The sequence below is a fragment of the Algoriphagus jejuensis genome, assembly GCF_039523455.1.
Lineage (GTDB): Bacteria > Bacteroidota > Bacteroidia > Cytophagales > Cyclobacteriaceae > Algoriphagus > Algoriphagus jejuensis.
On record NZ_BAAAFI010000004.1, the window covers coordinates 135,476 to 160,061 of the forward strand.

At 47.4% G+C, this 24,586-nt stretch carries 21 protein-coding genes; 5 read left to right on the forward strand and 16 right to left on the reverse strand.

Features of this window, described 5'->3' with window-relative positions:
• Positions 1 to 11: 11 nt before the first annotated feature.
• The 3 genes from ABD031_RS06065 to ABD031_RS06075 all read right to left on the reverse strand — a co-directional run bounded on the left by ABD031_RS06065 (position 12) and on the right by ABD031_RS06075 (position 5,316).
• Positions 12 to 3,542: a SusC/RagA family TonB-linked outer membrane protein gene (locus tag ABD031_RS06065; RefSeq protein ID WP_343849471.1), complete on the reverse strand. Its 3,531-nt coding sequence runs from the start codon at positions 3,540 to 3,542 to the stop codon at positions 12 to 14.
• A 40-nt stretch (positions 3,543 to 3,582) separates the two neighbouring features.
• Positions 3,583 to 4,599 (reverse strand): FecR family protein, encoded by a 1,017-nt coding sequence (locus tag ABD031_RS06070; RefSeq protein ID WP_343849472.1) that lies wholly within the window; start codon positions 4,597 to 4,599, stop codon positions 3,583 to 3,585.
• Positions 4,600 to 4,722: 123 nt separating this feature from the next.
• On the reverse strand, positions 4,723 to 5,316 hold the full coding sequence (locus ABD031_RS06075; RefSeq protein WP_343849475.1) for an RNA polymerase sigma factor: 594 nt from the start codon (positions 5,314 to 5,316) through the stop codon (positions 4,723 to 4,725).
• A gap of 238 nt (positions 5,317 to 5,554) precedes the next feature.
• On the opposite strand from ABD031_RS06075, the gene typA reads away from it, so the two are divergent.
• The 4 genes from typA to ABD031_RS06095 all read left to right on the forward strand — a co-directional run bounded on the left by typA (position 5,555) and on the right by ABD031_RS06095 (position 10,318).
• Positions 5,555 to 7,360 carry a translational GTPase TypA gene (gene typA / locus ABD031_RS06080; protein WP_343849476.1) on the forward strand — a complete coding sequence of 602 codons (1,806 nt, stop codon included), beginning with the start codon at positions 5,555 to 5,557 and terminating at the stop codon, positions 7,358 to 7,360.
• 157 nt (positions 7,361 to 7,517) lie between these two features.
• Entirely contained in the window at positions 7,518 to 8,411 is an 894-nt protein-coding gene (locus ABD031_RS06085; protein ID WP_343849477.1) for a hypothetical protein, read from the forward strand.
• Between the two features lie 145 nt (positions 8,412 to 8,556).
• Positions 8,557 to 8,949: a Dabb family protein gene (locus tag ABD031_RS06090; RefSeq protein ID WP_343849479.1), complete on the forward strand. Its 393-nt coding sequence runs from the start codon at positions 8,557 to 8,559 to the stop codon at positions 8,947 to 8,949.
• 49 nt (positions 8,950 to 8,998) lie between these two features.
• On the forward strand, positions 8,999 to 10,318 hold the full coding sequence (locus ABD031_RS06095) for a S41 family peptidase (protein WP_343849480.1): 1,320 nt from the start codon (positions 8,999 to 9,001) through the stop codon (positions 10,316 to 10,318).
• Here ABD031_RS06095 and ABD031_RS06100 read toward each other — a convergent pair.
• From ABD031_RS06100 to ABD031_RS06125, 6 genes are all read right to left on the reverse strand, one after another.
• Positions 10,315 to 11,889 (reverse strand): MutS-related protein, encoded by a 1,575-nt coding sequence (locus tag ABD031_RS06100; RefSeq protein WP_343849481.1) that lies wholly within the window; start codon positions 11,887 to 11,889, stop codon positions 10,315 to 10,317. The genes ABD031_RS06095 and ABD031_RS06100 overlap by 4 nt on opposite strands.
• Positions 11,890 to 12,114: 225 nt before the next feature.
• Positions 12,115 to 12,756: a bifunctional phosphoribosyl-AMP cyclohydrolase/phosphoribosyl-ATP diphosphatase HisIE gene (gene hisIE / locus ABD031_RS06105; protein ID WP_343849664.1), complete on the reverse strand. Its 642-nt coding sequence runs from the start codon at positions 12,754 to 12,756 to the stop codon at positions 12,115 to 12,117.
• Between the two features lie 284 nt (positions 12,757 to 13,040).
• Positions 13,041 to 13,796, reverse strand: coding sequence for an imidazole glycerol phosphate synthase subunit HisF (gene hisF, locus ABD031_RS06110; RefSeq protein ID WP_343849483.1), 756 nt, complete (start codon positions 13,794 to 13,796; stop codon positions 13,041 to 13,043).
• Positions 13,797 to 13,997: 201 nt separating this feature from the next.
• A complete protein-coding gene (gene hisA, locus ABD031_RS06115; RefSeq protein WP_343849484.1) occupies positions 13,998 to 14,714 on the reverse strand; it encodes a 1-(5-phosphoribosyl)-5-[(5-phosphoribosylamino)methylideneamino]imidazole-4-carboxamide isomerase in 717 nt (238 codons plus the stop codon).
• Positions 14,715 to 14,837: 123 nt separating this feature from the next.
• On the reverse strand, positions 14,838 to 15,434 hold the full coding sequence (gene hisH, locus ABD031_RS06120; RefSeq protein WP_343849486.1) for an imidazole glycerol phosphate synthase subunit HisH: 597 nt from the start codon (positions 15,432 to 15,434) through the stop codon (positions 14,838 to 14,840).
• A gap of 66 nt (positions 15,435 to 15,500) precedes the next feature.
• Positions 15,501 to 16,280, reverse strand: a complete 780-nt coding sequence (locus ABD031_RS06125) for a phenylalanine 4-monooxygenase (protein ID WP_343849487.1) — start codon at positions 16,278 to 16,280, stop codon at positions 15,501 to 15,503.
• A gap of 503 nt (positions 16,281 to 16,783) precedes the next feature.
• Here ABD031_RS06125 and ABD031_RS06130 point away from each other — a divergent pair.
• A complete protein-coding gene (locus tag ABD031_RS06130; RefSeq protein ID WP_343849489.1) occupies positions 16,784 to 18,091 on the forward strand; it encodes an alpha/beta hydrolase family protein in 1,308 nt (435 codons plus the stop codon).
• Positions 18,092 to 18,243: 152 nt separating this feature from the next.
• Here ABD031_RS06130 and aroF read toward each other — a convergent pair whose 3' ends face one another.
• From aroF to ABD031_RS06165, 7 genes are all read right to left on the reverse strand, one after another.
• Positions 18,244 to 19,263: a 3-deoxy-7-phosphoheptulonate synthase gene (gene aroF / locus ABD031_RS06135; RefSeq protein ID WP_343849490.1), complete on the reverse strand. Its 1,020-nt coding sequence runs from the start codon at positions 19,261 to 19,263 to the stop codon at positions 18,244 to 18,246.
• Positions 19,264 to 19,393: 130 nt separating this feature from the next.
• Positions 19,394 to 20,167, reverse strand: coding sequence for a tryptophan synthase subunit alpha (gene trpA / locus ABD031_RS06140; RefSeq protein ID WP_343849491.1), 774 nt, complete (start codon positions 20,165 to 20,167; stop codon positions 19,394 to 19,396).
• Between the two features lie 117 nt (positions 20,168 to 20,284).
• Positions 20,285 to 21,463, reverse strand: a complete 1,179-nt coding sequence (trpB, locus tag ABD031_RS06145) for a tryptophan synthase subunit beta (protein ID WP_343849493.1) — start codon at positions 21,461 to 21,463, stop codon at positions 20,285 to 20,287.
• A gap of 18 nt (positions 21,464 to 21,481) precedes the next feature.
• Positions 21,482 to 22,126 carry a phosphoribosylanthranilate isomerase gene (locus ABD031_RS06150; protein ID WP_343849494.1) on the reverse strand — a complete coding sequence of 215 codons (645 nt, stop codon included), beginning with the start codon at positions 22,124 to 22,126 and terminating at the stop codon, positions 21,482 to 21,484.
• Positions 22,126 to 22,947, reverse strand: coding sequence for an indole-3-glycerol phosphate synthase TrpC (gene trpC, locus ABD031_RS06155; RefSeq protein ID WP_343849496.1), 822 nt, complete (start codon positions 22,945 to 22,947; stop codon positions 22,126 to 22,128). The genes ABD031_RS06150 and trpC overlap by 1 nt, the downstream gene beginning before the upstream one ends.
• 9 nt (positions 22,948 to 22,956) lie before the next feature.
• The gene (gene trpD, locus ABD031_RS06160; protein WP_343849498.1) at positions 22,957 to 23,967 is read right to left on the reverse strand and encodes an anthranilate phosphoribosyltransferase; all 1,011 of its coding nucleotides are present in this window, start codon (positions 23,965 to 23,967) and stop codon (positions 22,957 to 22,959) included.
• A 39-nt stretch (positions 23,968 to 24,006) separates the two neighbouring features.
• Complete coding sequence (locus tag ABD031_RS06165) at positions 24,007 to 24,573, reverse strand: anthranilate synthase component II (RefSeq protein WP_343849500.1); 567 nt, start codon at positions 24,571 to 24,573, stop codon at positions 24,007 to 24,009.
• Positions 24,574 to 24,586: the final 13 nt, after the last annotated feature.

Here is a 24,586-nt window from a genome sequence, read left to right on the forward strand (position 1 = left end):
GATAAATAGCTTTAGAATTTCACGTTTAAGTTGAATCCAAGACCTCGGGTGGTAGGCAATCCAGTGGACTCCATTCCGACCAAGTTGTCTGAAGAGTAACCAAAGGACTCTGGGTCGATGTTATCCACCCACTTGGTGATCATAAACACGTTGTTGGCAACGAGAGAAAGTTTGATCGACTTGAAAGGTTGATCTGCAGGCAGATGCTTGGTGAAATCGTAGCTCAGTGTGATCTGCCGAAGTTTCCAGTAGCCGGCGTCATAGATCACGGGCTCCACCAGCGCTTGTGATCGGACCACTTCCCAATACGATTGCACAGGGGCAACGGCGGTGTTAGTCTCTCCGGCTTCGTTTACACCATCTCCGACTACGCCGCCTTCACGACCTTCAAGTGTCATCTTATGAAGTCCATGACGAGTTGCGTTGAAGTTGGTGCCGGAGAGCATTTTTCCTCCCAATTTGAAATCAATCAGGAAGGACAAAGCGACACCCTTATAGTTAAAGGAGTTGTTCCATCCCCCGATCCACTTGGGAAGCGCGCTGCCAAAGTTGATCAGGTCAGGCGTACGGATCGGAAGTCCGTTTGCTGCAAAAATCTTTCGTCCTTCCTCATCTCGTTTGAAACCAAACCCGGCAATCTGAGCCATCTCCATTCCTACGATTTGCCGAAGCTCCCCATTGAATACGTGCGTTCCGACCGTGATCCGCTCACCCGGCGTATCTGTCAGGAGGCTGAGTACTTCGGTGACGTTGTAGGCTGCGTTGAAGGTCGATTCCCAAACAAACTTGTCTGACTCGAAGGGCACGATAGTCAACAAAGCTTCAATCCCCTTGTTGCTGCTTTGGCCGCTGTTGATCGAGGTATTCAAGAATCCCGACGCATCAGATATCTGGGCGCTGACGATCTGATCCGTGGTGATTTTCCGGTAGGCGGCCATGTCGAGGCTGATTCTGCTTTTGAACATGCTGAGTTCAAATCCAATTTCAGTTTCTCCGATTCTCATAGGCCGGAGATTGGGGTTGGGAAGTGTCCCTCCCAGTGGGCCTCCGACAGGCTGGCCATTTAGCAAGTTGGCGTTGACATTGTAAAACAACACATCAGAATAAGCTCCGACGTCAGAGTCACTCCCCACTTCCGCATAGGCGGCGCGGAGTTTTCCGAAGTTCAACCAACTGGTCGAAAGCGACTCGGTGAAAACCCAGCTAGCCGAAACCGACGGATAGACGATACTTCTATTCTCTGGGGAAAGCGTAGAAAACCAATCATTTCTCAAGGTTCCGTGTAGGAACAGACGATCCTTGTAAGAAACTTCCGCAGACCCGTAAAGGGAATTCACTGCTCGCTCATTGAGGTCATACAAAGGATCTTTAGCCCGACCGTTTTGCACGGTATAGAGATCTCGGATGACAAAGTCCGTCACCTGCACACTGTTGAGGTCAGATCTTCTTTGCATGTGATTGCCTCCGAAATTCGCGTTCACCGTATAATCGCCGAATGTCTTATTCGCATTTAGTAAGAAGTCCGTGTTGATCTCTCGGAATCTGCGCGATTCTTGGGTATAAAGGCCGTTTACGAAACCTGCCGGTGCAGGAGCCCTGGAAGCCTGACCTGTCGGAAAGTTGTTGTAGTCCTGATCCCGAGACCAATAATCCTGGCCGGCACGGCCTTGGATTGACAGCCAGGGGAGAATTTTATACTTTACAGAGACATTTCCGAATATCCGATCTCTCCGGACATTTTGGAATTGCTTGTCCAGGGTGAAATATGGATTGGTACGATTTCTAAATCGAGAATAAACGATCTCATCCCCAATGGCATTGTAGGCATTTTGCTCCAGGATATCCAAAGGCATCGAATTCGCCATCGCGTACAGGGCAACCGGGATCGTGTTGTCTTGCTGACCAATATTAGGAGCGTTGGTATTTTCTTCCTGTGAATAGTTGATGTTTCCCGCGAAGCTGAATTTAGGAGAAAGATCATATCCAAAACCCAAATTGAGGGTCTTTCGATTATAGGTGTTATTTGGAACGATACCCTTGCTTTCCAGATTTGCAAAAGAAAGACTAAGCCCTCCTTTGTCCCCGGTAGAGGTTAGCGCAATGGAATTGGTTACGTTTTGTCCATTTCGAAAGAAGTCACCGATTATTCCCTTTTGAGGTACGTAAGGAACAGTGATCCCATCGTAAAGCACCTGAGTCATGCCAGGCGCAAACTTTTCACCAAAAGACCACTGTCCAGAGGTTGGGTTTGGAGTGGTCGGGCGGACGCCTTGCTCCCCTTGTCCATATTCATACTGATAGTCTGTGAAGTCCAGCGGAGTTTCGTTGGTGTAGTTCAAGTTATAGGTCACCCCGATGCCTTTGCTGTCCCCTTTGGTTTTGGTCGTGATCATGATGACCCCGTCTTTTGCCCGAGATCCATACAGTGCGGCGGCGGCGGCTCCTTTTAGAATAGTCATGGACTGGACATCATCGGGGTTAATGCTGGATAAGCCATCCCCTCCATCCGAAGTATTTCCTCCCCCACGCACACCGATCGAATTGTCAGATGCACTGTTTCCTGGATTAGTCCCGAAGTTGGTATTGTCGATCGGCACCCCGTTGATGACGATCAGCGGGTTGTTTTGACCGGAGATCGATGATTGGCCTCGGATCCTGATCTTGGACGTTCCGCCTGGACCAGTGCCCAATCCCGAGATATTCACCCCGGCTACTTTCCCCTGTAAAGCATTCATCAGATTGGGAGTTCGGTTTATCGTCAACTCCTCCGACTTCACCTTGGAAGTGGCAAACCCGAGGCTTTTTGCGGATTTCTCAATACCCAGCGCAGTGACCACAACTTCTTCGAGGTTACTCTCGTCGACTTCCATCATTACGTTGACAACTGATCGGTTTTGCACGGTCACTTCCTGAGAGATGTAGCCGACAAACGAAAAAACGAGCGTGGCATTTCCATCGGGGGCGTTGATGCTAAAGTCGCCGTTGGTGTTGGTCACCGCACCGGTGCTCGTGCCCTTTACCAGGATGTTAACCCCCGGAAATCCGTTGCCATTTTCGTCTGTCACCTTTCCCGTGACCGTGACATCATACCGACGCAGCTGGTCAGATCGGTTGGTAACATCGAGACCTTTGATCCCAGCCGAACTGGAGTGCGCTGTCATCGTGGCGGTCAGCGGAGATTCTAGCGGCGTCAACCCCATGGGCTTCTTGCCTTTCACCGGAAAAATCACGAAGAAACCGCTGCCAGCTTTTTCGTAGGTCAGACCGGAACCTTTCAGGATTTCTTTAAGTCCTTCCTCTACGGTTTGAAAGTTTTTCTTAGTAGTCCTGATCTGTTTTTGGGCTACCAAATCGTCTTTGAAAGCAATCGACACGTCAAACTGCTTTTCCAAGGAGGTCAAACCGTCCTTGAGTGCAACACTGGAAACAGTACTTTCTCCAGACTGAATTTTGTCTGCGGAGGCAAGTACATCTTGGTACTGAGCCTGCACCCATTGGGCACCTGCTCCGTACAAGCAGAGCATTAGTAAAACCTTTTTCATAGATTAAGTTGGGTTTAATTAGTAATTTGATTGATACTCTTTACTCGATATAGTAGATAGAATCACGGTATTCGACTTGGACATTGAAGACCCTGGAAGTGAGCCTCATAAATGAGGCTGCGTCGGAAAGCGGCATCGATCCGGAAGCGCTTTGGTGAAGATCCACCTGGGATCCGACCTGTATTTTTACACCGTAGTTTTCTTCAGCCATTCTTACCATGTCTCCCAGCGAGGTACTCTCCAGCTGAAGGATTTTCTTAGTCCAAGAGACATAGGCAACTGGGTTTACCCGCGTCTTTTGGATTTTATTCTGGTCATATTCCACCAGATCCCCTGGGGTCATCAAAATCTTGGATTTCTGAGGACTATCGTTGAAGCTCATGGTTACATTCCCCTCGCTGAGTAGGACTTTAGTTTGGTTTTTCCTTTGATAGACATTGAACTGGGTACCGAGCACTTCGACCTCGATGCCCGACGCCGGATAGACTTTGAAAGGCTGATGGGTGTCGAGATGGTGCACATCAAAAAACGCCTCTCCTTCTACCCAAACCTCCCGCATCGATTCAGCGCTCCAATCCTTGTGATAGCTAAGCACCGAGTTTGCGTTCAACATCACCGTAGAACTATCGGGCAGCGTCAAGCTGAGCGTCTCGCCAAACCCGGTGCGGACGACGGTGAGGTCTGAATTTTCCGCGAGGAAAAAATAAGCGTTGAGACCGGCTACCATCAAAAAGCAAGCAGCTATCCAGCCCCAGCGAATCTGACGGGAAATCGAGTTCTTGACCACCGACAGACCTTTGGGCTTGATGTCATGCTGAATACCCTCCCAAATTCTCTTAATATCCGAATCCCCCAATCGGTAGGCTGGGGTGTTGATTTCTGATAAAATCCGGCGTGCCTCTTTAATACTAGGGAGCGCGTCTGGATTTTTGGAAATCCAATCCCTCCAAAAGTCCTCCCGAGACGAGTCAGGCCTTAATGTCCAATCCCGAAAATCAGGATCATCCAAAAATCTTTCGATAGAATAGCGATTGCTTGAATCTGAAAATTTGCTCACGATAATTTCGACTTATACCTACTAGAGGAAATTATCTTTCATATCTCATCATTTTTTCGAAAGTATTTTGCTGTGAAGAGAAATATCCCAGCTAAATAAGCTTCAGAATCAACTAAAAATCGATCATTTATGAATTTGGCTGCGCAAAATAGAAATAGCCTTAGAGAGGAGATTGTGAACGGACTCTACGGAAATCGACATCATTTCGGCGATCTGCTTGTTTTCTAGACTGTTGTAAAACCGAAGAATTACAGCTTCCCGCTGCCGTCGAGTCAGATGTTTGATCGCTTGCTGCAGCAGCTTGGAGTTGTGAACGGCCTCCTCCTCATGGATCCAGGTTGCCTCGATTGACTCGTCCACATCTCCGCATTCTTCCTCCCAAAAATTGGGATGGACGGATTTTTTACTGGCTGAAATTTTAGCAAAAAGTAGGTTTCGAAAAGATTTGTAGAGATAAAATTTGACTTGAACGACCTCGGAGAGTGATTCTCTTTTAATCCATATTGACCCAAACAGCTCCTGGATGCAGTCTTTGACTAGGTCGGAATCCGAAAAAAAATGCATTCCATAATTGTACAACGGGTTTACAAACTTTTTGAAAAGGGCCGAAAACGCAAGCTCGTTGCTTTTTTTTACGCTTTCCCATAACGCTCGATCTTCCGCTCCAGAGGAATTATTTGAGTTAGTCAAAAATATTTTATTTGGAATATAAACCATATTGCCAATTTTCCATTCTACAAAAAGCGCAATCAAGGTAGTATTTATACCTGATTGTGTCAATACAAAAAATTAGACAAAATCAATAATCAGGCTTTGCCAGGGCGATCAAATCTATTAAAGCTGTTAACATTTGACGCTTACGGAATTAGCTTCGAACTGGAATGGGAAACTTCACGGACACATAACCTTACTCCCAAATTTTATTTGTACTTTTGCGCCTTCAATTAGGCAAACCATGCAGAATATTCGGAATATCGCGATCATCGCACACGTTGACCACGGCAAAACTACGCTGGTGGATAAGATCATCCATGCATCTCAGATTTTCAGAGAAAACCAACAGTTTCAAGACCTTATCTTGGACAACAATGATCTGGAACGAGAAAGAGGAATCACTATTCTTTCTAAAAATGTGTCTGTCCGATACAAAGACACTAAAATCAACATCATCGATACGCCTGGTCACGCCGACTTTGGCGGTGAAGTAGAGCGTGTATTGAAGATGGCTGATGGGGTGATTCTTTTGGTCGATGCGTTTGAAGGCCCGATGCCGCAGACCCGATTCGTATTGGGCAAAGCATTGGCTCTTGGTTTGACTCCTATTGTAGTAGTAAACAAAGTAGATAAAGAAAACTGCCGTCCAGACGAAGTACACGAGTCAGTATTTGACTTGATGTTTAACTTGGACGCAACCGAAGAGCAATTGCACTTTCATACCCTTTACGGTTCTGCTAAGCAAAACTGGATGGGGCCGGATTGGAAAAATCCAACTGACAACATTTTCCCACTTTTGGATGCTATTTTGGAATTCATTCCAGCTCCAAAGATCGAAGAAGGGACTCTTCAGATGCAGATCACTTCTTTGGACTACTCCAGCTTCGTAGGTCGTATCGCCATTGGTCGTATCAAAAGAGGTTCGATCAAGGAAAATCAGCAAGTCGCGCTGATGAAAGCTGATGGATCCATCAAGAAAATGAAAGTGAAAGAACTTCACACGTTTGAAGGATTGGGCAAAGCCAAAGTAACAGAAGCGTTCGCTGGAGATATTTGCGCCGTGACCGGCATCGACGATTTCGAAATCGGAGACACCCTCTCTGACGTGGACAACCCTGAGGCATTGGTGCGTATCAGCATCGACGAGCCGACCATGAACATGCTCTTCACGATCAACAACTCTCCTTTCTTCGGTAAAGAAGGCAAGTTTGTGACTTCCCGTCACCTGCGTGACCGTCTGATGAAAGAGACTGAGAAGAACTTGGCACTAAGAGTAGAATCAACAGACTCTGAAGATAAATTCTTGGTTTACGGACGTGGTATCCTCCATTTGTCTGTCTTGATCGAGACGATGAGAAGAGAGGGATACGAACTTCAGGTAGGCCAGCCGCAGGTGATTTTCAAAGAAATTGACGGCGTGAAATGCGAGCCTATCGAAACATTGGTGGTAGACGTTCCACAGGAGACTGCCGGTAAAGTAATCGAATTGGCGACTCAACGTAAAGGTGAATTGCTGATCATGGAGCCAAAAGGCGACTTACAGCACCTAGAGTTCAATATCCCTTCCCGTGGATTGATCGGTTTGAGAAACAACGTCCTGACAGCAACCCAGGGTGAAGCCATCATGAACCACAGATTCACCGCTTATGAGCCCTTCAAAGGCACGATCCCTGGCCGTATCAACGGTTCTTTGATCTCCATGGAAGGCGGACCATGTACTGCGTATGCAATCGACAAGCTTCAGGACAGAGGTACTTTCTTCGTAGATCCAGGGGATGAGCTTTACGCCGGTCAGGTAATCGGCGAAAACTCCCGTGACAATGATATCGTCGTAAACGTGCAGAAAGGAAAGAAATTGACCAACATGCGGGCTTCCGGTTCTGATGACAACGTGCGCATCGTCCCTGCCAAGAAGTTCTCTTTGGAAGAGTCCATGGAATACATCCAAAAGGATGAGTACCTGGAGATCACGCCTAAGTCTATGCGTATGCGTAAGATCTTCCTTGACGAAGGCGAAAGAACAAGAATGGCGAAGAAAGACGCTTGATCAATTTTTTGAGACAAGCCTCTAGGATCAAGATATCCAGATCCCTCAGACGAACGTTTGGGGGATTTTTTTTTGCCGCTCATCAAGATATTTTTTTGGGGACAAAAACTTTATCCCTAAACTTCCGTCAATAAAACTAAATTCAAATTTCCACCCGATGAACAAACTCTTTTCAGTCTTTTTAGTAACGCTTGCATTTTCCACTGCATCATTTGCGCAAAGCAAAAACGATGTCCTTTATCTCCTTGACGGGCCTAAAGAAGTCCAAGTAAAAGAGGTAGGATTCAATACCATCAAATACAGCTACCCAAACGAAAACACGCTCTACAGTGTCAGCAAGCACCAGGTGACCAAAATCGAGTACGCCAGCGGCAGAGCGGAGACATTCGAAAGTCCCTTTAAGCCGGTAAATGGGCTTGATGACGCACAGGATGTTTACATCACCTACAATCCGGAAGACATCGCGGGACTCCACCCCAAAGGCGAGCTTTTCAGCAAAGCCACCGGAGTGACGACGCTTTCCTCAATCAACAACGTGAAAAACAGAGCCTTGGAAAAACTCAGGGCCGAGGCTGCCATGCTCGGGGCAAATGTCGTTTTCGTCGGAAATGTCTACCAACGAGGAAACCAGTACGGGGGAGAAAACCAAGCGGGCAACTCCACTCAAACGACGTTCACCGGAACTGGGTATAGCACGGAAACGCTCGACAACCAAGCAGTAATCGCGATATTGGCTGGTGAAAGCTACCACCACTACCAGACACACCGGCTCAACAGAAACGACTGGAATGCGACCCGGGAGATCTCAACAGCCTACGACAAAAACCGGAAGCCTCTGATGTTTGAGTTTGACAAAATCACGGAAAAGGAAGATGGAGTCTACGTGTCGTCCTCTCAAATCCCAACCAAAACCAGGGAATTGAAAGTCATCCGGGCGGATTCGGAGGTCGTGATTTTGATGGAGCGAAATGACAAGATCATCACCAACTACTACCTGATTTCGAAAGAAAACAAGTATTTCAAAAACATACAAAACAGAGTCGTGCTCTAAACCAATAAGACCGGAGGCAAGCCTCCGGTTTTTTTCATTTGGAACCAAGGTGCTTCCGCCGCAGAAAAGCGATTTATATTTTTATCTTTAACTCGCTTTGTGAGACGGGACTAAGATCCACTCCGGCCATCTACCGAAACCTATCATGACTACCCGAAGAAAAGCAATTCAAACCCTAGGACTGGCAGCCGCTGCCGCCTCCTTACCTATCAACACCTTCGCTACTACTATGGCAAAACAAAAAATGATTCACCAGGTCTACTTCTGGCTGCACGACGTCGCTGACACACAAGAGTTTTTGACAAAAGCCGTTCCCATGCTTGGAAAATGTCCGACCGTTGGCAAATTTATCGCGGGAGTACCTGCTGAAACTGAAAAAAGAGATGTCGTCGATCACTCCTGGCAGGTCTGCTGCACGGCATTTTTCGATAGCCTCGAAGATCAGTTGGCCTATCAAACCGAGCCGCTTCACCTGGAGTTTATCGAGAAGTACTCCAAGATGTGGAAAACCGTAAAGGTCTACGACATCGCGATCTGATAAACCAAATACTCCGCAAGGAACGTATCTTTCTAAAAAAAGCATCCTCATGAAAAATCTTCCTTGGATATTCGGTTTTCTGTTCGTCGGCTTTTGGTCCTGTGATCCAAAAGATGACCCAATGCCCGATCGCACCGATTTGGAGGTCAAAACGGCGATCTTCGAATCGATGAATGAGTGGTATTTCTGGAATGAGGAACTTCCGGCCACGGTGGACTACTCGCAATTTTCAACCAACGAAGAGTTGCTGGATGCGATCGCCTTTAAGCCTTTGGATCGATTTTCTTATCTGACCACGCAGGAGGCATTTAACAATTCCTTTGTGGGAAAAAATGCGGGCCATGGTTTTGGCTACGCATTTTCCGCGGATGAAAAGATGTTTCTTTCCTTCGTATTCGAAGAATCCCCTGCGGGAAAAGACGGCTGGAAAAGAGGCTGGGAGATTACACAAATCAACGGCAAAACGATCCCGGAATACAAGCTTTCAAATGGAGGCTACGACTTCAAACTTGGCACTTCAGATCCGGGAATCACCAATACATTTACCTTCAGACTTCCTGATGGCACGACCACGACTCGCACCAACATCAAAGCCGAGTATCAATCCAATTCGGTTTTGGAAAAGAAAGTCTTTGACCTGGATGGAAAAAAAGTCGGCTATTGGGCTTACCAAAGCTTCAAAGCAACAGCCGGTCTAAGCCCGACACAAAGCACGGAGGTAAAAACCTCCATGGAGTTTTTTCAAACTGCCGGAATCCAAGAGTTAATAGTCGATCTGAGATACAATGGCGGCGGATCTGTAGCTGTAGCTGAGCAAATTCTCAACAACCTTATCCAAACTGCCAACTCAGGAAAGTTGATGTACACCAACAAGTACAACAGTCTGAAAAGCAATTTGGCCAGCAACCGCTCTTTTGCTAAAACCGGTACAATCAGTCTCGACAGGATCATCTTTATCACCTCACGTGGATCGGCTTCGGCGTCCGAATTGGTGATCAATGTCTTGGATTCTTACCTAGACGTCGTCTTGATCGGTGACAACACCTACGGAAAGCCGGTGGGCTCCTTCCCACTTTCCCCCTACAACACCGTGCTGAAAAACAATAACGTGGAGCTCGTTCCGATCACCTTTGCGATCGCCAATGCAGATGGCAAAGCGGATTACTTCGAAGGTTTCCCGGCGGATTTTTCAGTGGGTGACTCTCCGCAATACCCCTGGGGAGATGAGCGCGATCTTCGCGTAGCGGCTGCGTTGAACTTCATCCAAAACGGCAATGTGAGTGGTCGAATGCTCAATACCTACTACAAGCCGAAATGGGAGATGATCGATGACTTCAAGGGACTGAAGCAGGAGTTTCCGGCTTATTAAAAAATCCGCTTATTGTTTTTTTCTTCCTTGATTTGTTTCGACAACTCTTGGGCTTCCAATATTATCTCCAGAGGGTAGTCATTCAACTCTAATATTCTGATCGCATTGGTAGTTTTGAGTTGTCCGGCTTTGAGTTTGAAATCAAATAGAATATTCTCATTTTCTACAATTTCGGTGAAATGATAAAGGTCGTATGATTCACTAAGGTAATCTGCCAGTTCAAGGTCGTGAGAGGAGATAAAAACAATATTATTCTCCTCATTCAAATAAGACAAAACAGATTTTCCCGCTGCAATTCGCTCCACTGTATTGGTTCCTTTGAACATTTCATCCAACAGGAAAAGATTTTGAGCACCAGACCTACTCTCTTCAAGCATTTTCTTAATAGTAGTCACCTCCTCAAAATAATAGCTCTTATCATTCATGAGGTCATCTGCGATTCGTATGGCTGAATGAACCTTTAATCGCGGGTGTGCAAACTCTCGGGCAAAGCATGTATTCAACGTCTGAGACATAATCACATTTATACCTATGGTCCTGATAAAAGTGGTCTTACCCGACATATTAGAACCCGTCAATAACACTGATTTCCGATGAATGTCTATAGAGTTTGCAACAGAATCAAGAAGAAGAGGATGATAAATGTCCTTTGCTCGTAGTTGCTTCTCCTTATCCGTCAAGGTTGAAACCGAATAGTACGGAAGCTCTTTTCTCAAAAAATCGATAGAAATAGCTACATCGATTTCACCAATCAGTTTATACAAGCGATGAATCTCATTTCTTTTGGAGTCAAGCTTCCTTAGCACGTTGAAGAATACAATGGGCTCAATTAGAAAAAGCGCTTTTATAATATCCGTCAAGCTTTCCACAGCCTGGCCTACATCACTCTGGATTTTGGCCTCCAGTTTAAAAAGAGACATCCGAACTCCTATGCCATCTATGGACTGGATAGATTTGGTTATTTCTTGATTTGCCTCTGCTAATACTTCAGCTTTCACGAATTCCTTGGCAACCTGATTTAGCGTCAACAATTGAAGGATTGACCCACTATACTGCACAAAACTCTCCCTATTCCAATAGTGGATAAAATAGTTGACCGCCAAGACAGGCACCAACAGTAAAAGAAATTGAGGAAAAAAAAAGGACAGTGACAGCGAGATCACGCTGATTAGAGAAAGAAGTGGCACAACAAAAAACCACTCGGGTTTCTGAAAATGATCTTCGAGAAATAAAGAAGAGATATAATAAGCCTCATTTGTGTTAAGCTTGGAAAGCTGCTTAATCACAGCCTCTTTAAGTTCAGAATGCTCGTTTAGAACTTTAATCAGGTGTTCAAATCGATCAAATCGCTCTGAATTATCTGGAATGGTTCGAAACGAATGATATAGAAATTGTTGCCCCACTTTAGACAAAGTCCTATCTATATACATAAAGACCTCATCCAAATCCAGATCCTGATAGGTCTTGTCAGAAATCACCTGAAAAGCTGACGTCTTTTCACACTTCAAAAAATATTTCCCTATACTGTTAAAATAGAAATTCCCTTTTTTGATTTTCGAAAAGTTAGCCAACAACTCCTCGGTCTTCCCTTTCTTAGATTTAAACATCTTCCGGTATGCGGATCAATGGACGTCTGAGCACGACGAGTTCAGGACTTATGGTGATTCTTGAGGTAAGAGCCGAGTTCATATTTTCTAAAATAGCACTTTAATTTATCGCCGTGGTTTGTGTCTTCACAAACCACTACCATATTCCGTCACCGTGGCCTGTGTCCACACAGATCACAAACCAAAAAATCACTTTTTCCGGTGCCTCTCGATCAATACCTCCATCACCTCATCCAGCTCATAGCCTTTGGCTTCGAGTAGCACCAAGTAGTGATAGAGCAGGTCGGCCGCTTCGCCCATAAACAGTTCCTTGTTGTCGTCCTTGGCTTCGATTACGATCTCCACCGCTTCCTCTCCTACTTTCTGGGCGACTTTGTTGATGCCTTTGGCAAAAAGAGATGCCGTGTAGGACTTGTCGGTAGGATTGTTTTTGCGGTCTTTGATGATGGCCCGGAGTTGGTCGATAAAGCCTGTCTTGGAGGAATTGGCTTCGTTCCAACAGGTGTCCGCTCCGGTATGACAAACGGGCCCGCGGGGATTTGCTTTGACCAGGATTGAGTCCCCGTCACAGTCTACCGCGATAGACACCAACTCCATAAAATTCTCCGAAGTCTCCCCTTTTGTCCAAAGTCGGTTTTTGCTCCTGCTGAAAAAGGTCACCATGCCAGTTTCCTGGGTTTTGGCCAAAGCGGCCTCGTTCATGTAACCCTGCATGAGGACTTTTCCGCTGATTGCATCCTGCACAATTGCCGGCACCAGGCCATCCATTTTATTAAAATCTATATTCATATCCGTATGTTCAGACCTGTCAGGTTTTGAAAAACCTGACAGGCCTTGCTTTACACTTTGTTATTTCAACTTCAAATCTGCAACCAATAGCGGATTATCTTACTTCAAAAATCTAGACGAACAATCCTATCGGCCATGCCTACGGCATTTTTTTAAATCTTTCGGACCTTGAGTTCCAGCCATTAAAATGGCTGGCTAGTCAATGACTCATGCCTACGGCATTTGGCCAAATACTGACAATACGACTATTCTTCTACTAATATCTTGATACTTGACTCTAGATTCTAATATCTTGATACTTATGTCTTGATACTAGATACTAGCCTCTACCTCCTCACACTAATCTCCTCATCCGCCAAATAGCTTTTCAACTCTGGAATCGGGATTTCCTTAAAGTGAAAGATACTCGCTGCCAAAGCTGCATCGGCCTTGCCAAAGGTAAACACATCCTTGAAATGCGCCATCGTCCCGGCACCGCCCGAAGCGATCACGGGAATGGAAAGGGCTGAGGAGATCTCAGCGGTCAGCTCGTTGGCAAAACCTGCCTTGGTCCCATCGTGGTCCATCGAGGTGAGGAGGATCTCCCCCGCTCCACGGTCCGCCACTTCCTTCGCCCAAGCCTGTGTCTTCAGCAGCGTCGGTTTTCGCCCTCCGTGCGTGTGCACGAAATCAATTCCATCCATGTCCCGCGTATCGATCGCTACCACGATGCATTGGGAACCAAACTCCCGGGCCATCTGGTCGATCACTCCCGGATTGTTCACCGCGGAGGAATTGATCGAGATCTTGTCGGCACCGGCATTTAGCAGCAGCTTCACATCCTCGATGGTGGAGATCCCACCGCCGACAGTAAAGGGGATCGTGATCGCCTTGGCCACTTTGGTAACCAATTCCGCCAGCGTCTTGCGCTTGTCCACGGTGGCCGTGATGTCCAGAAAGACGAGTTCATCCGCCCCTTCATCGGAATAGACCTTGGCCAGCTCCACGGGGTCCCCTGCGTCGCGGAGCTCGACAAAATTGACTCCCTTGACCGTGCGACCGTCTTTGATATCGAGGCAGGGGATTATTCTCTTAGTAAGCATTGGTTGAAATGGTATTTAGGTAATTCATTATTCGATATTCAGCATTCGATATTCATTATTAAAAACTACGATTTACGAGGGCAAAATGAACTTCAATCCTGATTCTAAATAATTAGGCCCCCTCTGGATTAAATGCTTAAGAAACAATGAAGGCCGTAAATCGAAAATCGTAAATCATAAACTAAACCTCACAACTTCGAATCAAACAAATGACACTAATTCCTCCAGTGTCACCCGTCCCTCATAGTAGGCCTTTCCGACGATCGTCCCGTAAACTCCGATCTTCTCAAGTTCCTCCAAATCCTTGACCGAGGAAACTCCTCCACTGGCAATCAGTTTCAATCCGGGAATTTCCTGCAAAATCTCTCGATAGAGTTCCACCGAAGGGCCTTGCAACAAACCATCCTTGGCTACATCGGTGCAGATCACGTACTGAATGCCCAACTCCACATAGGATTGAATAAAAGGAATCAGATCCACTGTCGTAGTCTCTTCCCAGCCTCCCACGGCAATCTTCCGGTCTTTGGCGTCGGCACCGAGTATGATCTTTTCCGAACCATAACTCTTGATCCAAGACTTAAACAGTTCCGGATTTTTCACCGCGATGCTTCCACCGGTGACTTGCTTTGCGCCCAGTTTAAAGGCTTTTTCAATCTCCTCATCCGTCTGAATCCCTCCACCAAAATCCACCTGCAAAGAAGTGCCTTGGCTGATTCGCTCCAACACCGCTCCGTTGACGATTTTCTTGGCTTTGGCACCATCCAGATCCACCAGATGCAGACGCTGGATTCCCGCGCCTTCGAAGCGCTTGGCCATCTCGAGCGGATCGTCGTGGTATTCTTTTTTGCTGCTGTAGTCGCCTTGGCTCAGGCGAACGCACTTGCCTCCAATGAGGTCGATGGCGGGGATGATTTGCATTTCTTAAAGTATCAAGTCGCAAGTATTAAGTATCAAGACTTGCTGGTTTATAGGTTGAATTGGAGGGCTTCTACTCCGCTCAGCCTGACAAACCATGTCACCCTGAGCGGAGTCGAAGGGTATTTAAAGCGAAAGAAAATTGCTTAACAACTTTTCCCCGACCTTACTGCTTTTCTCAGGGTGGGCCTGGATAGCCCAGTAGTTGTCCCGATGGAGGATGGCCGTGAAGTCGTGGATGTAATGCGTCCTGGCGATGGTCGCCTCGCTGAGCTCTGCATAGTAGCTGTGCACGTAATATACAAAGCGGGAATCGGGCAAATCCTTTAGTAGAGGGTTGTCCGCCAGGTGTTCCAACTCGTTCCAGCCCACATGCGGAACCTTAAACTCTTGGGAGTTTTCGGGGATAAAGCGCTTTACCTTCACCGGAAAGATCCCCAGGCACTCGGTATCGTTTTCTTCGGAGTGCTCGCAAAGCAACTGCAAACCCAAGCAAACTCCCAAAAAAGGCTGCTTGATGTCCCGAATCAACTGATCGAGTTTTCGTGCTTTCAGGTAGTTCATCGCGGTGCTGGCCTCACCCTGACCGGGAAAGATCACGCGGTCGGCGCTTCGGATCTGCTCCGGATCATCGGTCAAGATCGCCTCGGCACCCAGGCGCTCCAGCGCATAAAGCACCGATTGCACATTGCCGGAATTGTATTTGATTACTGCTGTTTTCATTTCTAAGTATCAAGACGCTAGACACAAGATTCAAGACTCGCCTTTCTTATGTCTAGCGTCTAATGTCTAATGTCTTTTCTCCTCAAGCATCTCCCCCAGCACCTCCTCGATCTCCGGAAGTGACTCATAGAGCTGCTCGTAGCTTTCGATTACAAAGTATTTGTCCTGAAAGCGATCCTTCCAGTATTCTTGGTTCAAGATCCTCCGCACATCGTAGGGCAGATGCGCGGGTTCGGTTGAAAGGCTGAATTTAGTCTCTCCGGCCGAACTTAGGATACCTGCCCCGTAAATCTTCAGCTCCCCGTCCTCCCGGATCAAGCCAAACTCGATGGTAAACCAATAGATTCGGCTCAGCAATTGGATCGCCCAGGGATTTTCGATATGCTTCAGGGCGATGCCCGAGAGCTTTTCCAGAAAGTCCACATAGGGCTGATTGGTCAGCAAAGGCATGTGTGCAAAGGCATCGTGAAACATGTCAGGTTCCTCTAAGTAGTCCAATTGCTCCATCTTGCGCAGCCAAGTAGAGGAAGGAAAACGCCGATTGTTCAACAAGCCAAAAAACAGGTCATCGTCAATCAAGCCCGGCACCACATGTACCTCCCAACCGGTAGTCTTGGCAAGGACTTGATTGAGTTCTTCAAAATTGGCGATCCGATCTGCGGTAAACTTCACCGCTTTGACCCCTTCCAGGTATGCCTTTGACGCTGCTTTCGGTAGGTTTGGCATCTGCCGCTCAAAGAGAATCTTCCAGACCTTGAAGTCTTCCTCGGTGTAAGCAGCGTAGTCTTGTTTCAGCTTTTGAAGTCTCGGGTCGCTAAAGACCCAGTTTTTTGGTTTTGAGGTCATGTTCATGCTATTTGGGTATATTCTGTATTTACTTTTTACGTCATCGCTAGAAGGAACGACGAAGCGATCTCCTCCGTCACTGCGCGATCAGAAACGAGTCGAGGCAGTCTATTTTGTCTTAACAAGATTGCTTCGCTCCTTCGTCACTCGCAAGGACGAAAACAAAAAGGCCCATTCCACAGGGAATAGGCCTCTATATTTTTTCACCAAAAAACCATAGCAATCCTACCCCTTCATCGAAGATGGTGGTAAGAATGATGCACATAGGTTCTTGGTGTCGGATTCATGAAGCTAAGATACTTAAAGGTTCGGCTATTGCAATAGCCTTTGTAGATCCACCTTTCCCAGAAAACGAAATGTGGGCAAAAAAACAAGTCTTGGTTTGAGTCTCACAGACCGGAATCCCCCATCACAAAATGGACAAACCGACAATCCCAAGCCGAAAAATTACTTCCGAAGGAATCCTTATCTTATAGGCAATTAACCAAACCCAACACCCAAAAATGACTAAAAGACGCCTTTTCGTAGTATTTCTCAGCACAGTTCTATTTATAAGCACGCTCTCAATAAGCTTTGGACAGTCCTCCACCAAACCCTTTGTGTACGGGGACCCATTGCCGGACGCACCGGAACTTGCAGCAAGAGGAAGCTACTCCGTGGGAGTACAGACGATGGATCTGATTCACGAAAATCAGCTTGACATCCTCAACTATGGAAAAGGCGGGGACTCACTCTACAATCGACCGCTCAAGATAGAAGTCTGGTACCCAGCGGAAGTAGCAACCGGGTCTGATGTCTTAATCTCGTATGAGGATGTGATGGGACAGAACGGCTCTCCTAATCGACCGATTATTCCCATTACATTCCTGGGCAGAGCCAACAGAGATGCCAAACCCTTCGTCAGCGAAGGTGCCTTCCCCCTGGTGATTGTCTCTCACGGTTACACAGGATCCCGGTATTTGATGACGTATCTGACAGAGAATCTTGCTTCCAAAGGCTATGTCGTGGTTGCGATTGACCACACGGAGGCCACATTCAGAGATGCTGGCGGATTCAGCAGCACCCTGCTCAACCGTTCACTCGACGATCTTTTTGTCCTCAATGAAATCGCCCGGCGTGGTCAGCAAGACGGCTCCTTCCTAAAGGGCCTGGTGAATACTGACAACACCGCCTTGATTGGCTATTCGATGGGCGGATATGGGGCCATCAACGTGGTCGGAGCAGGCTATAGCCCTCAGGCAGCGCAGCTTTTTGGCACGATGTCCAATGGAAGTAAAGCCCTCGAAAAGCGCAGTGTCGGCAATGCCGAATACCAGGCATCCATCGATCCAAGGATCAAGGTAGTAGTGGCTTTTGCACCATGGGGCATGCAGCGGGGCGTCTGGAACGCTGAGGGTTTGGCAGGCATCAAAGTGCCATCGCTATTTATAGCAGGAAGCAAGGATGATATCTCAGGCTACGAAGATGGCACCAAAGCAATCTACGAAGGTGCGGTAAACTCTGACCGGCATTTGTTGACTTACATCGATGCACGGCACAACACCGCCCCAAATCCTCCACCGGCAGAATCCCTTGCCCCCGGCATCCACTTGGATGAATACTTGAGATATGCGGATTCGGTGTGGGATATGCGTAGGATCAACAACATCAACCAACACTTCGTCACCGCGTTCTTGGGCATTCACCTGAAGGGCAAGGAAGATTACAAAACCTATTTGGAGGTCAACCAAGCGGATGAAAAGAAACCTTGGCCTGGCTTCAAACCCCGGACTTCGATAGGCTTGATGCTCGATCATAAATCGGCGAATTAGACCAATGATTGACTCCGGTTTGCAAAATGCAGGTCGAGGAACTTCATTAAAAAATGGCGATATGTTGATTAGGGATCAGTCAAGCAAAAGGCCTATCCCGCTCGGGATAGGCCTTTCTGTTTTTACAAATCGTCTTGGTATTTAACAGCCAATTACAACAGATCAAACCCTTTTCGCATCGCGAAACTCTCTCGAATCCAAGCCGCCAATCTTGCACTTTGTGCAAAATCCAGCGTTTGCTGTCCATCGGAGTAAGCTTTCTCTGGAACTTCATGCGATTCGTAGATGATCCCATCCGCTCCGGACATCACACCCGCCAATGCCATCTGAGGCACATATGCTCGGATGCCGATGCCATGCGAAGGATCTACAATCACCGGCAAGTGGGATTTTGCTTTCAAGATCGGAATCGCATTCAAGTCCAGAGTATTTCTACTCGCTCTTTCGTAGGTTCGGATTCCTCTTTCGCAGAGAATCAGCTTCTCATTTCCTCCTGAGAACACATACTCAGCAGACTGTAGCAGCTCCTCGATCGTACCGGAAATCCCACGCTTGATCATTACGGCTTTGTCCACCTTGCCCAGTTCGTCGAGTAGGTTGAAGTTCTGGGAATTTCTCGCTCCCACCTGATAGACATCCACATACGGATACATCTCCTCAATCTGGGAGGTTTGCATCACTTCGGTCACTATCTTGATACCGGCAGCTGAGGCAAGCTCATGCCAAAGCTTGAGTCCATCGATGCCGAGACCACGAAACGCATAGGGGCTGCTGCGCGGCTTAAACACTCCCCCCCGCATCATCTTGATGTCATTTTCCACGCAGTGGGCTACCACTTTGCGGATTTGATCTTCGGTTTCGATGGAGCAAGGACCAGTGATGATCGCCATCTCCCCGTCTTTGATGAAGATGTTATCGCCCAAATCCACCGAAGTCGGCTTGGCTTTCCACTTTTTGGACACCAACTTGTACTCGTCAGAGACAATGTGGATATCCCTGATTCCGTCCATTTGGCCGATCTTGCGGATATCAAATTCCTTTTTGCCAATCCCCACGATGTAGTCTCCCAACTGGGTTTGGACCTCGGTGGTTTTGTAGCCAATCTCATTGACTTTGGCAATTAGTTTTTCCTTTTGGTTTTCGGAAATATCGGGTTGAAGCTGGATAATCATATTGTCTTACGAATTGTAATATTTGCCCCGAAAGCTATCGGGGTACGAGGCTTTTTGTAGAGTTGATCCTGTTTATGTAGAGAGAGGCTTGAGTTTTGAAAACATTTCAATTTTCAAATCCTGCAAGTTTTCAATTCACTACAGATTGGAGATAAGTCTGAATGCTTTCGCTAAGGTTTTCGGACTCTTTGATTTTCTTGATGAAAGCGGAACCGATGATCGCTCCGTTGCAGAATTCAGACGCTTTGGAGAAAGTTTCGGAGTCTGAAATCCCAAACCCGATCAATCTTGGGTTCTTTAGATTCATCTCCGCTACTCGTTCGAAATAGGCGACTTGCTGCTCCGAAATTCCGGCTTTCGCCCCGGTAGTTCCATGCGAGGAAACCATGTAGATGAAGCCGTCAGTTTTTTCGTCGATTTCCCGGATTCGCTTTTCGGAGGTTTGAGGTGAAATCAGGAAGGTATTTACGATGCCGTAGTCGTCAAACATCGCCTTGTAATCATCCAGATATTGCTGCATTGGCAAGTCAGGCACAATCAATCCATCCACCCCGACCTCTTTGCACTTTTGGCAAAAGTTCTCCATTCCAAACTGCATGATCGGATTCAGGTAGCCCATCAGCACCACCGGGAGATGTATTTTGGCACGAAAACCCTTCAATTGCTCAAAGAGCAGCTTCATGGACATGCCATTGTCCAGCGCAATCTTATTGCTATCCTGGATCGTCGGACCATCGGCCACGGGATCAGAATACGGCACGCCAATCTCGATGATATCCGCCCCACCAGCCTGAATGGCTTCCATTATCGGAACCGTGTCATCCAGATTTGGAAAACCAGCGGTGAAGTAGATGGAAAGGACACGTTCCTTTTTATTGGCAAATAAGTAGTGGACTCTGTTCATTTTGATTTTATTGGAAAATTTGAAGATTGAAAAATTAGAAAATTGGGTTGCAAAGTGGGAACGTGGTAAGGTTGCCTCTCTACTTGGTACCTGGTACTTGATACTTTGTTCTCCCGTTCAATAATTTCCCCACTTAATATACGTTTCCAGATCTTTGTCTCCCCGCCCCGATAGATTCACCACAATGACGTCGTCTTTGGAGTACTCGATCATGTTCAAAGCATAAAGCGCGTGGGCTGATTCGATCGCAGGGATGATGCCCTCCAACTTGCTCAGCTCAATCCCAGCGGCCATGGCATCCTTGTCTTCTACGGCAACAAACTCCCCTCTACCCACATCAAAAAGGTGAGCGTGAACCGGCCCGATGCCAGGATAATCCAATCCTGCGGAAATCGAGTGTGGTTCGACTACCTGACCGTCCTCAGTCTGCATCAGGATAGTCTTGGATCCATGCAAAACCCCGGGGCTGCCCAAAGCGGTGGTCGCAGCAGATTTCCCTGAAGAAATACCCAAACCGGCGGCTTCAGCTGCCACGAGACGCACTTCCGGCGTATTGTAGTAGTGGTAAAAAGCTCCCGCAGCATTAGAGCCTCCGCCCACACAGGCGATGACAATGTCCGGATTTTCACGGCCCTCTTTTTCTAGCAACTGCCACTTGATTTCCTCTGAAATCACAGACTGAAATCGCGCCACCATCTCTGGGTAAGGATGTGGTCCCACCACCGAACCGATGATGTAATGCGTGTCCACTGGATTGTTGATCCAAGCACGCATGGCTTCATTCGTCGCATCCTTGAGCGTCTTTGAGCCCGAGGTAGCAGGAACGACCTTTGCTCCCAGGATCTTCATCCGCTCCACGTTGGGATGCTGTCTGGCAATGTCAATTTCACCCATATAAACAGTGCATTCCATCCCCATCAGCGCGCAAACAGTTGCCGTGGCCACGCCATGCTGCCCTGCGCCGGTCTCGGCGATGATGCGCTTCTTGCCAAGCTTCCGGGCCAAAAGGATCTGGCCAATGGTGTTGTTCACCTTGTGTGCACCCGTATGACAAAGGTCTTCCCGCTTCAGATAGATCTTGGCGCCGTATTTCTCAGAAAGTCTGGATGCAAAATACAACGGAGTCGGACGTCCGACGTAGTCCTTGAGCAAGCCTCGGAACTCGTCCTGAAATTCCTTCGAAGCCATAATCGCCTCGTAATTCTCCCTCAGTTCCTCCACATTGGGATACAGCATCTCGGGAATGTATGCCCCTCCAAACTTGCCGTAAAAGCCCTTTTCATCTACACCTATCATCAGTAAATGGTTATTAAGTTATTGGTTATTAGCCCTTGGCTGTTCCAAGTCGCTTTTAAAATTCTTTAATCGCTCGATGTTCTTCAATCCCGGTGCATCTTCAAACTTGGAGTTGAGATCCACGCCTGCGAGCTGTGGAATTTTTTGTGCCAAAGCAAAAACTTCCTCCGCACTGGCCTCGTCCAATCCTCCGCTCAGGAGAAAGCTTTTGTCAAAAGGATATCTTTCCAGCTGCGTCCAGTCAAACTTCCGACCCGATCCGCCATGCTCCACGGTTGCCGTGTCGAAGAGGAATTTGCTTACAAAAGGCAAAAATCCACGGAGACTTTCCCAGTCTATCTGCTTTTTCACAGAGATGACTTTCCAAATCTCCGCTTTGGTTTTCTTGCTCAATTCCTCCACCAAGGCCGCCGACTCTTTGCCATGAAGCTGAACCGCCGAAAGACCAAACAGTTTGATTTTTCGCAGGATTTCCTCCAAAGATTCATTGACAAAAACCCCGACTTTTTTCACTTCCAAGTCCAAAATCTGCGGCGCCATCTCATCATGTACAAATCGGGGTGATTTGGAATAAAAGATCAAACCCATCCAATCGGGCTCGATTTCCGAAATCAAACTCCGGATATTCTCCGGATCGCGCATACCGCAGACTTTGAGTTCCATCAGGCTTTGCTCAGCTCGGATTCCTGAGCCGAGAGCTTTTTGAATTCTTTGATGAAATTATATGCGGCCTGCTCAGGACGACTGGATTTCATGAAGTTTTCCCCGATTAGAAAGCCGTCAAATCCTGCTTTTTTGAGTTCGATCATGGTATTGGGGTCGGAAATGCCGCTTTCGGAGACTTTCACAAAATTACCCGGAATCTGATCCACCAAGGCGAGCGAAGTATCCACCGAGACCTCAAAGGTCTTCAGGTTTCTGTTGTTGACACCGACTAAATCCAGGTCGTCACAGAGGCTTCTTTCCAGTTCCGCCCCGTCATGCACTTCCATGAGGATCTCCAGTCCGAGGCCCTTGGCAAAAGACGCCAGAGACTTCAATTTGGCAGGTTCCAAGGCCGCAGCGATCAGCAGGATGCAATCCGCTCCCATGGATTTGGCCTCGAGAATTTGGTACTCGTCCACGATGAAATCCTTTCGGATGATGGGACAAAAGTTAAACTTCCGAGCCGCTTTCAGATCATCGCTGCTCCCGCCAAAATACTCCGTATCAGTCAAGATGGACAGCGCCGAAGCTCCCGCCTGCATATATCCTATACTGACTTTCTCAACCGAAGCCGAACCGTTGATCACGCCCTTAGAAGGAGACTTCCGCTTAAACTCTGCGATGATTCCGGACTTCTCGGGATTGGTTACGTACTTTTTCATCGAGACTACTTTACCTTCAAAAAACACGCTGCCTTCCAGCAACTTTACTGGAACCAAGCTTTTTCTTTCAGCGACCTCGAGGTACTTGTCAGCGATGATTTTTTCTAAAATATTCATGGTAAATTTTTATGCTAATGAGACTGAGGTTTTGGGATTAACCAGACCGTCGAATACCCGAAGTGCCTTACCGCTGAGCAACACTTCCTCTGCCAAAGCAACTGCATCCGGAAAACTCAAACCTTCCCGAGCAGTCACCAATGCAGCACCGGCATTGGCAATCACCACCGAATTTTGACTTTCTGTCCCTTTTCCTTTCAACACTTTTTCGAAAATTTTGGCAGACTCCTGAATCGTACTGCCTCCGGCGATACTCTCCGCAGTTACCTTTTTTAGCCCGATAACTTCAGGTTGAAGTAATTTTTCACCTCGATTGGAAATCATCTTGAATGGCCCGGTGAGCGAGATCTCATCGTAGCCATCCAGGGCATGAAGAATCGAAAATCTGCCGTCCATCTCTTGATACAGATACGCATACAACCTCGCCAGCTCAAGGCTGAAAACTCCGACCAATTGCTTCTTCGGAAAGCTGGGATTCACCATCGGCCCTAGCATGTTAAAGAAGGTCTTTACTCCCAACTCTTTCCGGATCGGAGCGACGTTTTTCATCGCCGGGTGAAAGAGCGGCGCATGCAAAAAGCAAAGACCAGCTTCATCCAAAGACCGGCGGATTTCACAGATGTCGTTGGTAAACTCGTAGCCAAAATAGCCAAGCAAATTCGACGATCCACAGATCGAAGAAACTCCCGTATTCCCGTGTTTGGCGACATTTTGCCCCGCTCCTGCCACGATGAAGGAAGACAGCGTGGAGATATTAAAAGTGTCCTTGCCATCTCCACCCGTGCCGCAGAGATCCATGGCGTCGTACTCCGCAATCTCGACCGGAATGCACAGCTCCAGCATCGCTTCCCGAAAACCGCGAAGTTCCTCCACCGTAATGGACCGCATCAGATATACTGTCATGAAGGCAGCAATCTGGCTTTGGTTGTACGCGCCAGTCGCGAGATTTTTCAATACTTCTCGGGCTTGGTCCTGAGAGAGCGTCTTATGTTCGATGAGTTGATTGAGAATTTCTTTCATGAGTATAGGTGGGTGATAGGGTAATGGATAGCTCTTAAATCAGGACTCCAGCCAGTTTTGCATAATTCTGACGCCGTTTTCGGTAAGGATGCTTTCGGGATGAAACTGGACACCTCGGACGTCAAACTTCTTATGGCGAACCGACATGATCTGCTGATCAGGTGTCCGCGCAATCACCTCCAGGTCAGGCGAAAGGGTGGATTCGTCAATAACCCAGGAGTGATACCTTCCTATACTAAATGTATCGGGGATTTGGTCGAAAAGCAAGTCTTTCCTCACCGAAACCTTCGACGCAACTCCATGCAATACTTCGGAAAGATTGATCAGGCTGCCGCCAAATGCCTCCCCAATCGCCTGATGGCCGAGACAAACGCCAAGGATAGACTTCGTTGAAGCATATTTCTTGATCAGTTCGGGCATGATGCCGGCTTCCGAGGGAATCCCTGGACCAGGGGAAAGGAGGATTTTGTCGTACTGATCCACCGCTTCAAGACTGATCTTGTCATTTCTAAAGACATCCATTACGTCTCCATAGCCCAGCTGTCTGACGATATAGACCAGATTATAGGTGAAGGAGTCGTAGTTGTCGAGTACCAGAATTTTCATTTTTAGAATTGTA

What these genes read in the sequence shown, in the direction of transcription:
- ABD031_RS06065 (WP_343849471.1), bottom strand. Translation starts at nt 3,542, where the DNA reads ATGAAAAAGGTTTTACTAATGCTCTGCTTGTACGGAGCAGGTGCCCAA.
- ABD031_RS06075 (WP_343849475.1), bottom strand. Translation starts at nt 5,316, where the DNA reads ATGGTTTATATTCCAAATAAAATATTTTTGACTAACTCAAATAATTCC.
- typA (WP_343849476.1), top strand. Translation starts at nt 5,555, where the DNA reads ATGCAGAATATTCGGAATATCGCGATCATCGCACACGTTGACCACGGC.
- ABD031_RS06085 (WP_343849477.1), top strand. Translation starts at nt 7,518, where the DNA reads ATGAACAAACTCTTTTCAGTCTTTTTAGTAACGCTTGCATTTTCCACT.
- ABD031_RS06090 (WP_343849479.1), top strand. Translation starts at nt 8,557, where the DNA reads ATGACTACCCGAAGAAAAGCAATTCAAACCCTAGGACTGGCAGCCGCT.
- ABD031_RS06095 (WP_343849480.1), top strand. Translation starts at nt 8,999, where the DNA reads ATGAAAAATCTTCCTTGGATATTCGGTTTTCTGTTCGTCGGCTTTTGG.
- hisF (WP_343849483.1), bottom strand. Translation starts at nt 13,796, where the DNA reads ATGCTTACTAAGAGAATAATCCCCTGCCTCGATATCAAAGACGGTCGC.
- hisA (WP_343849484.1), bottom strand. Translation starts at nt 14,714, where the DNA reads ATGCAAATCATCCCCGCCATCGACCTCATTGGAGGCAAGTGCGTTCGC.
- hisH (WP_343849486.1), bottom strand. Translation starts at nt 15,434, where the DNA reads ATGAAAACAGCAGTAATCAAATACAATTCCGGCAATGTGCAATCGGTG.
- ABD031_RS06125 (WP_343849487.1), bottom strand. Translation starts at nt 16,280, where the DNA reads ATGACCTCAAAACCAAAAAACTGGGTCTTTAGCGACCCGAGACTTCAA.
- ABD031_RS06130 (WP_343849489.1), top strand. Translation starts at nt 16,784, where the DNA reads ATGACTAAAAGACGCCTTTTCGTAGTATTTCTCAGCACAGTTCTATTT.
- aroF (WP_343849490.1), bottom strand. Translation starts at nt 19,263, where the DNA reads ATGATTATCCAGCTTCAACCCGATATTTCCGAAAACCAAAAGGAAAAA.
- trpA (WP_343849491.1), bottom strand. Translation starts at nt 20,167, where the DNA reads ATGAACAGAGTCCACTACTTATTTGCCAATAAAAAGGAACGTGTCCTT.
- trpB (WP_343849493.1), bottom strand. Translation starts at nt 21,463, where the DNA reads ATGATAGGTGTAGATGAAAAGGGCTTTTACGGCAAGTTTGGAGGGGCA.
- ABD031_RS06150 (WP_343849494.1), bottom strand. Translation starts at nt 22,126, where the DNA reads ATGGAACTCAAAGTCTGCGGTATGCGCGATCCGGAGAATATCCGGAGT.
- trpC (WP_343849496.1), bottom strand. Translation starts at nt 22,947, where the DNA reads ATGAATATTTTAGAAAAAATCATCGCTGACAAGTACCTCGAGGTCGCT.
- trpD (WP_343849498.1), bottom strand. Translation starts at nt 23,967, where the DNA reads ATGAAAGAAATTCTCAATCAACTCATCGAACATAAGACGCTCTCTCAG.
- ABD031_RS06165 (WP_343849500.1), bottom strand. Translation starts at nt 24,573, where the DNA reads ATGAAAATTCTGGTACTCGACAACTACGACTCCTTCACCTATAATCTG.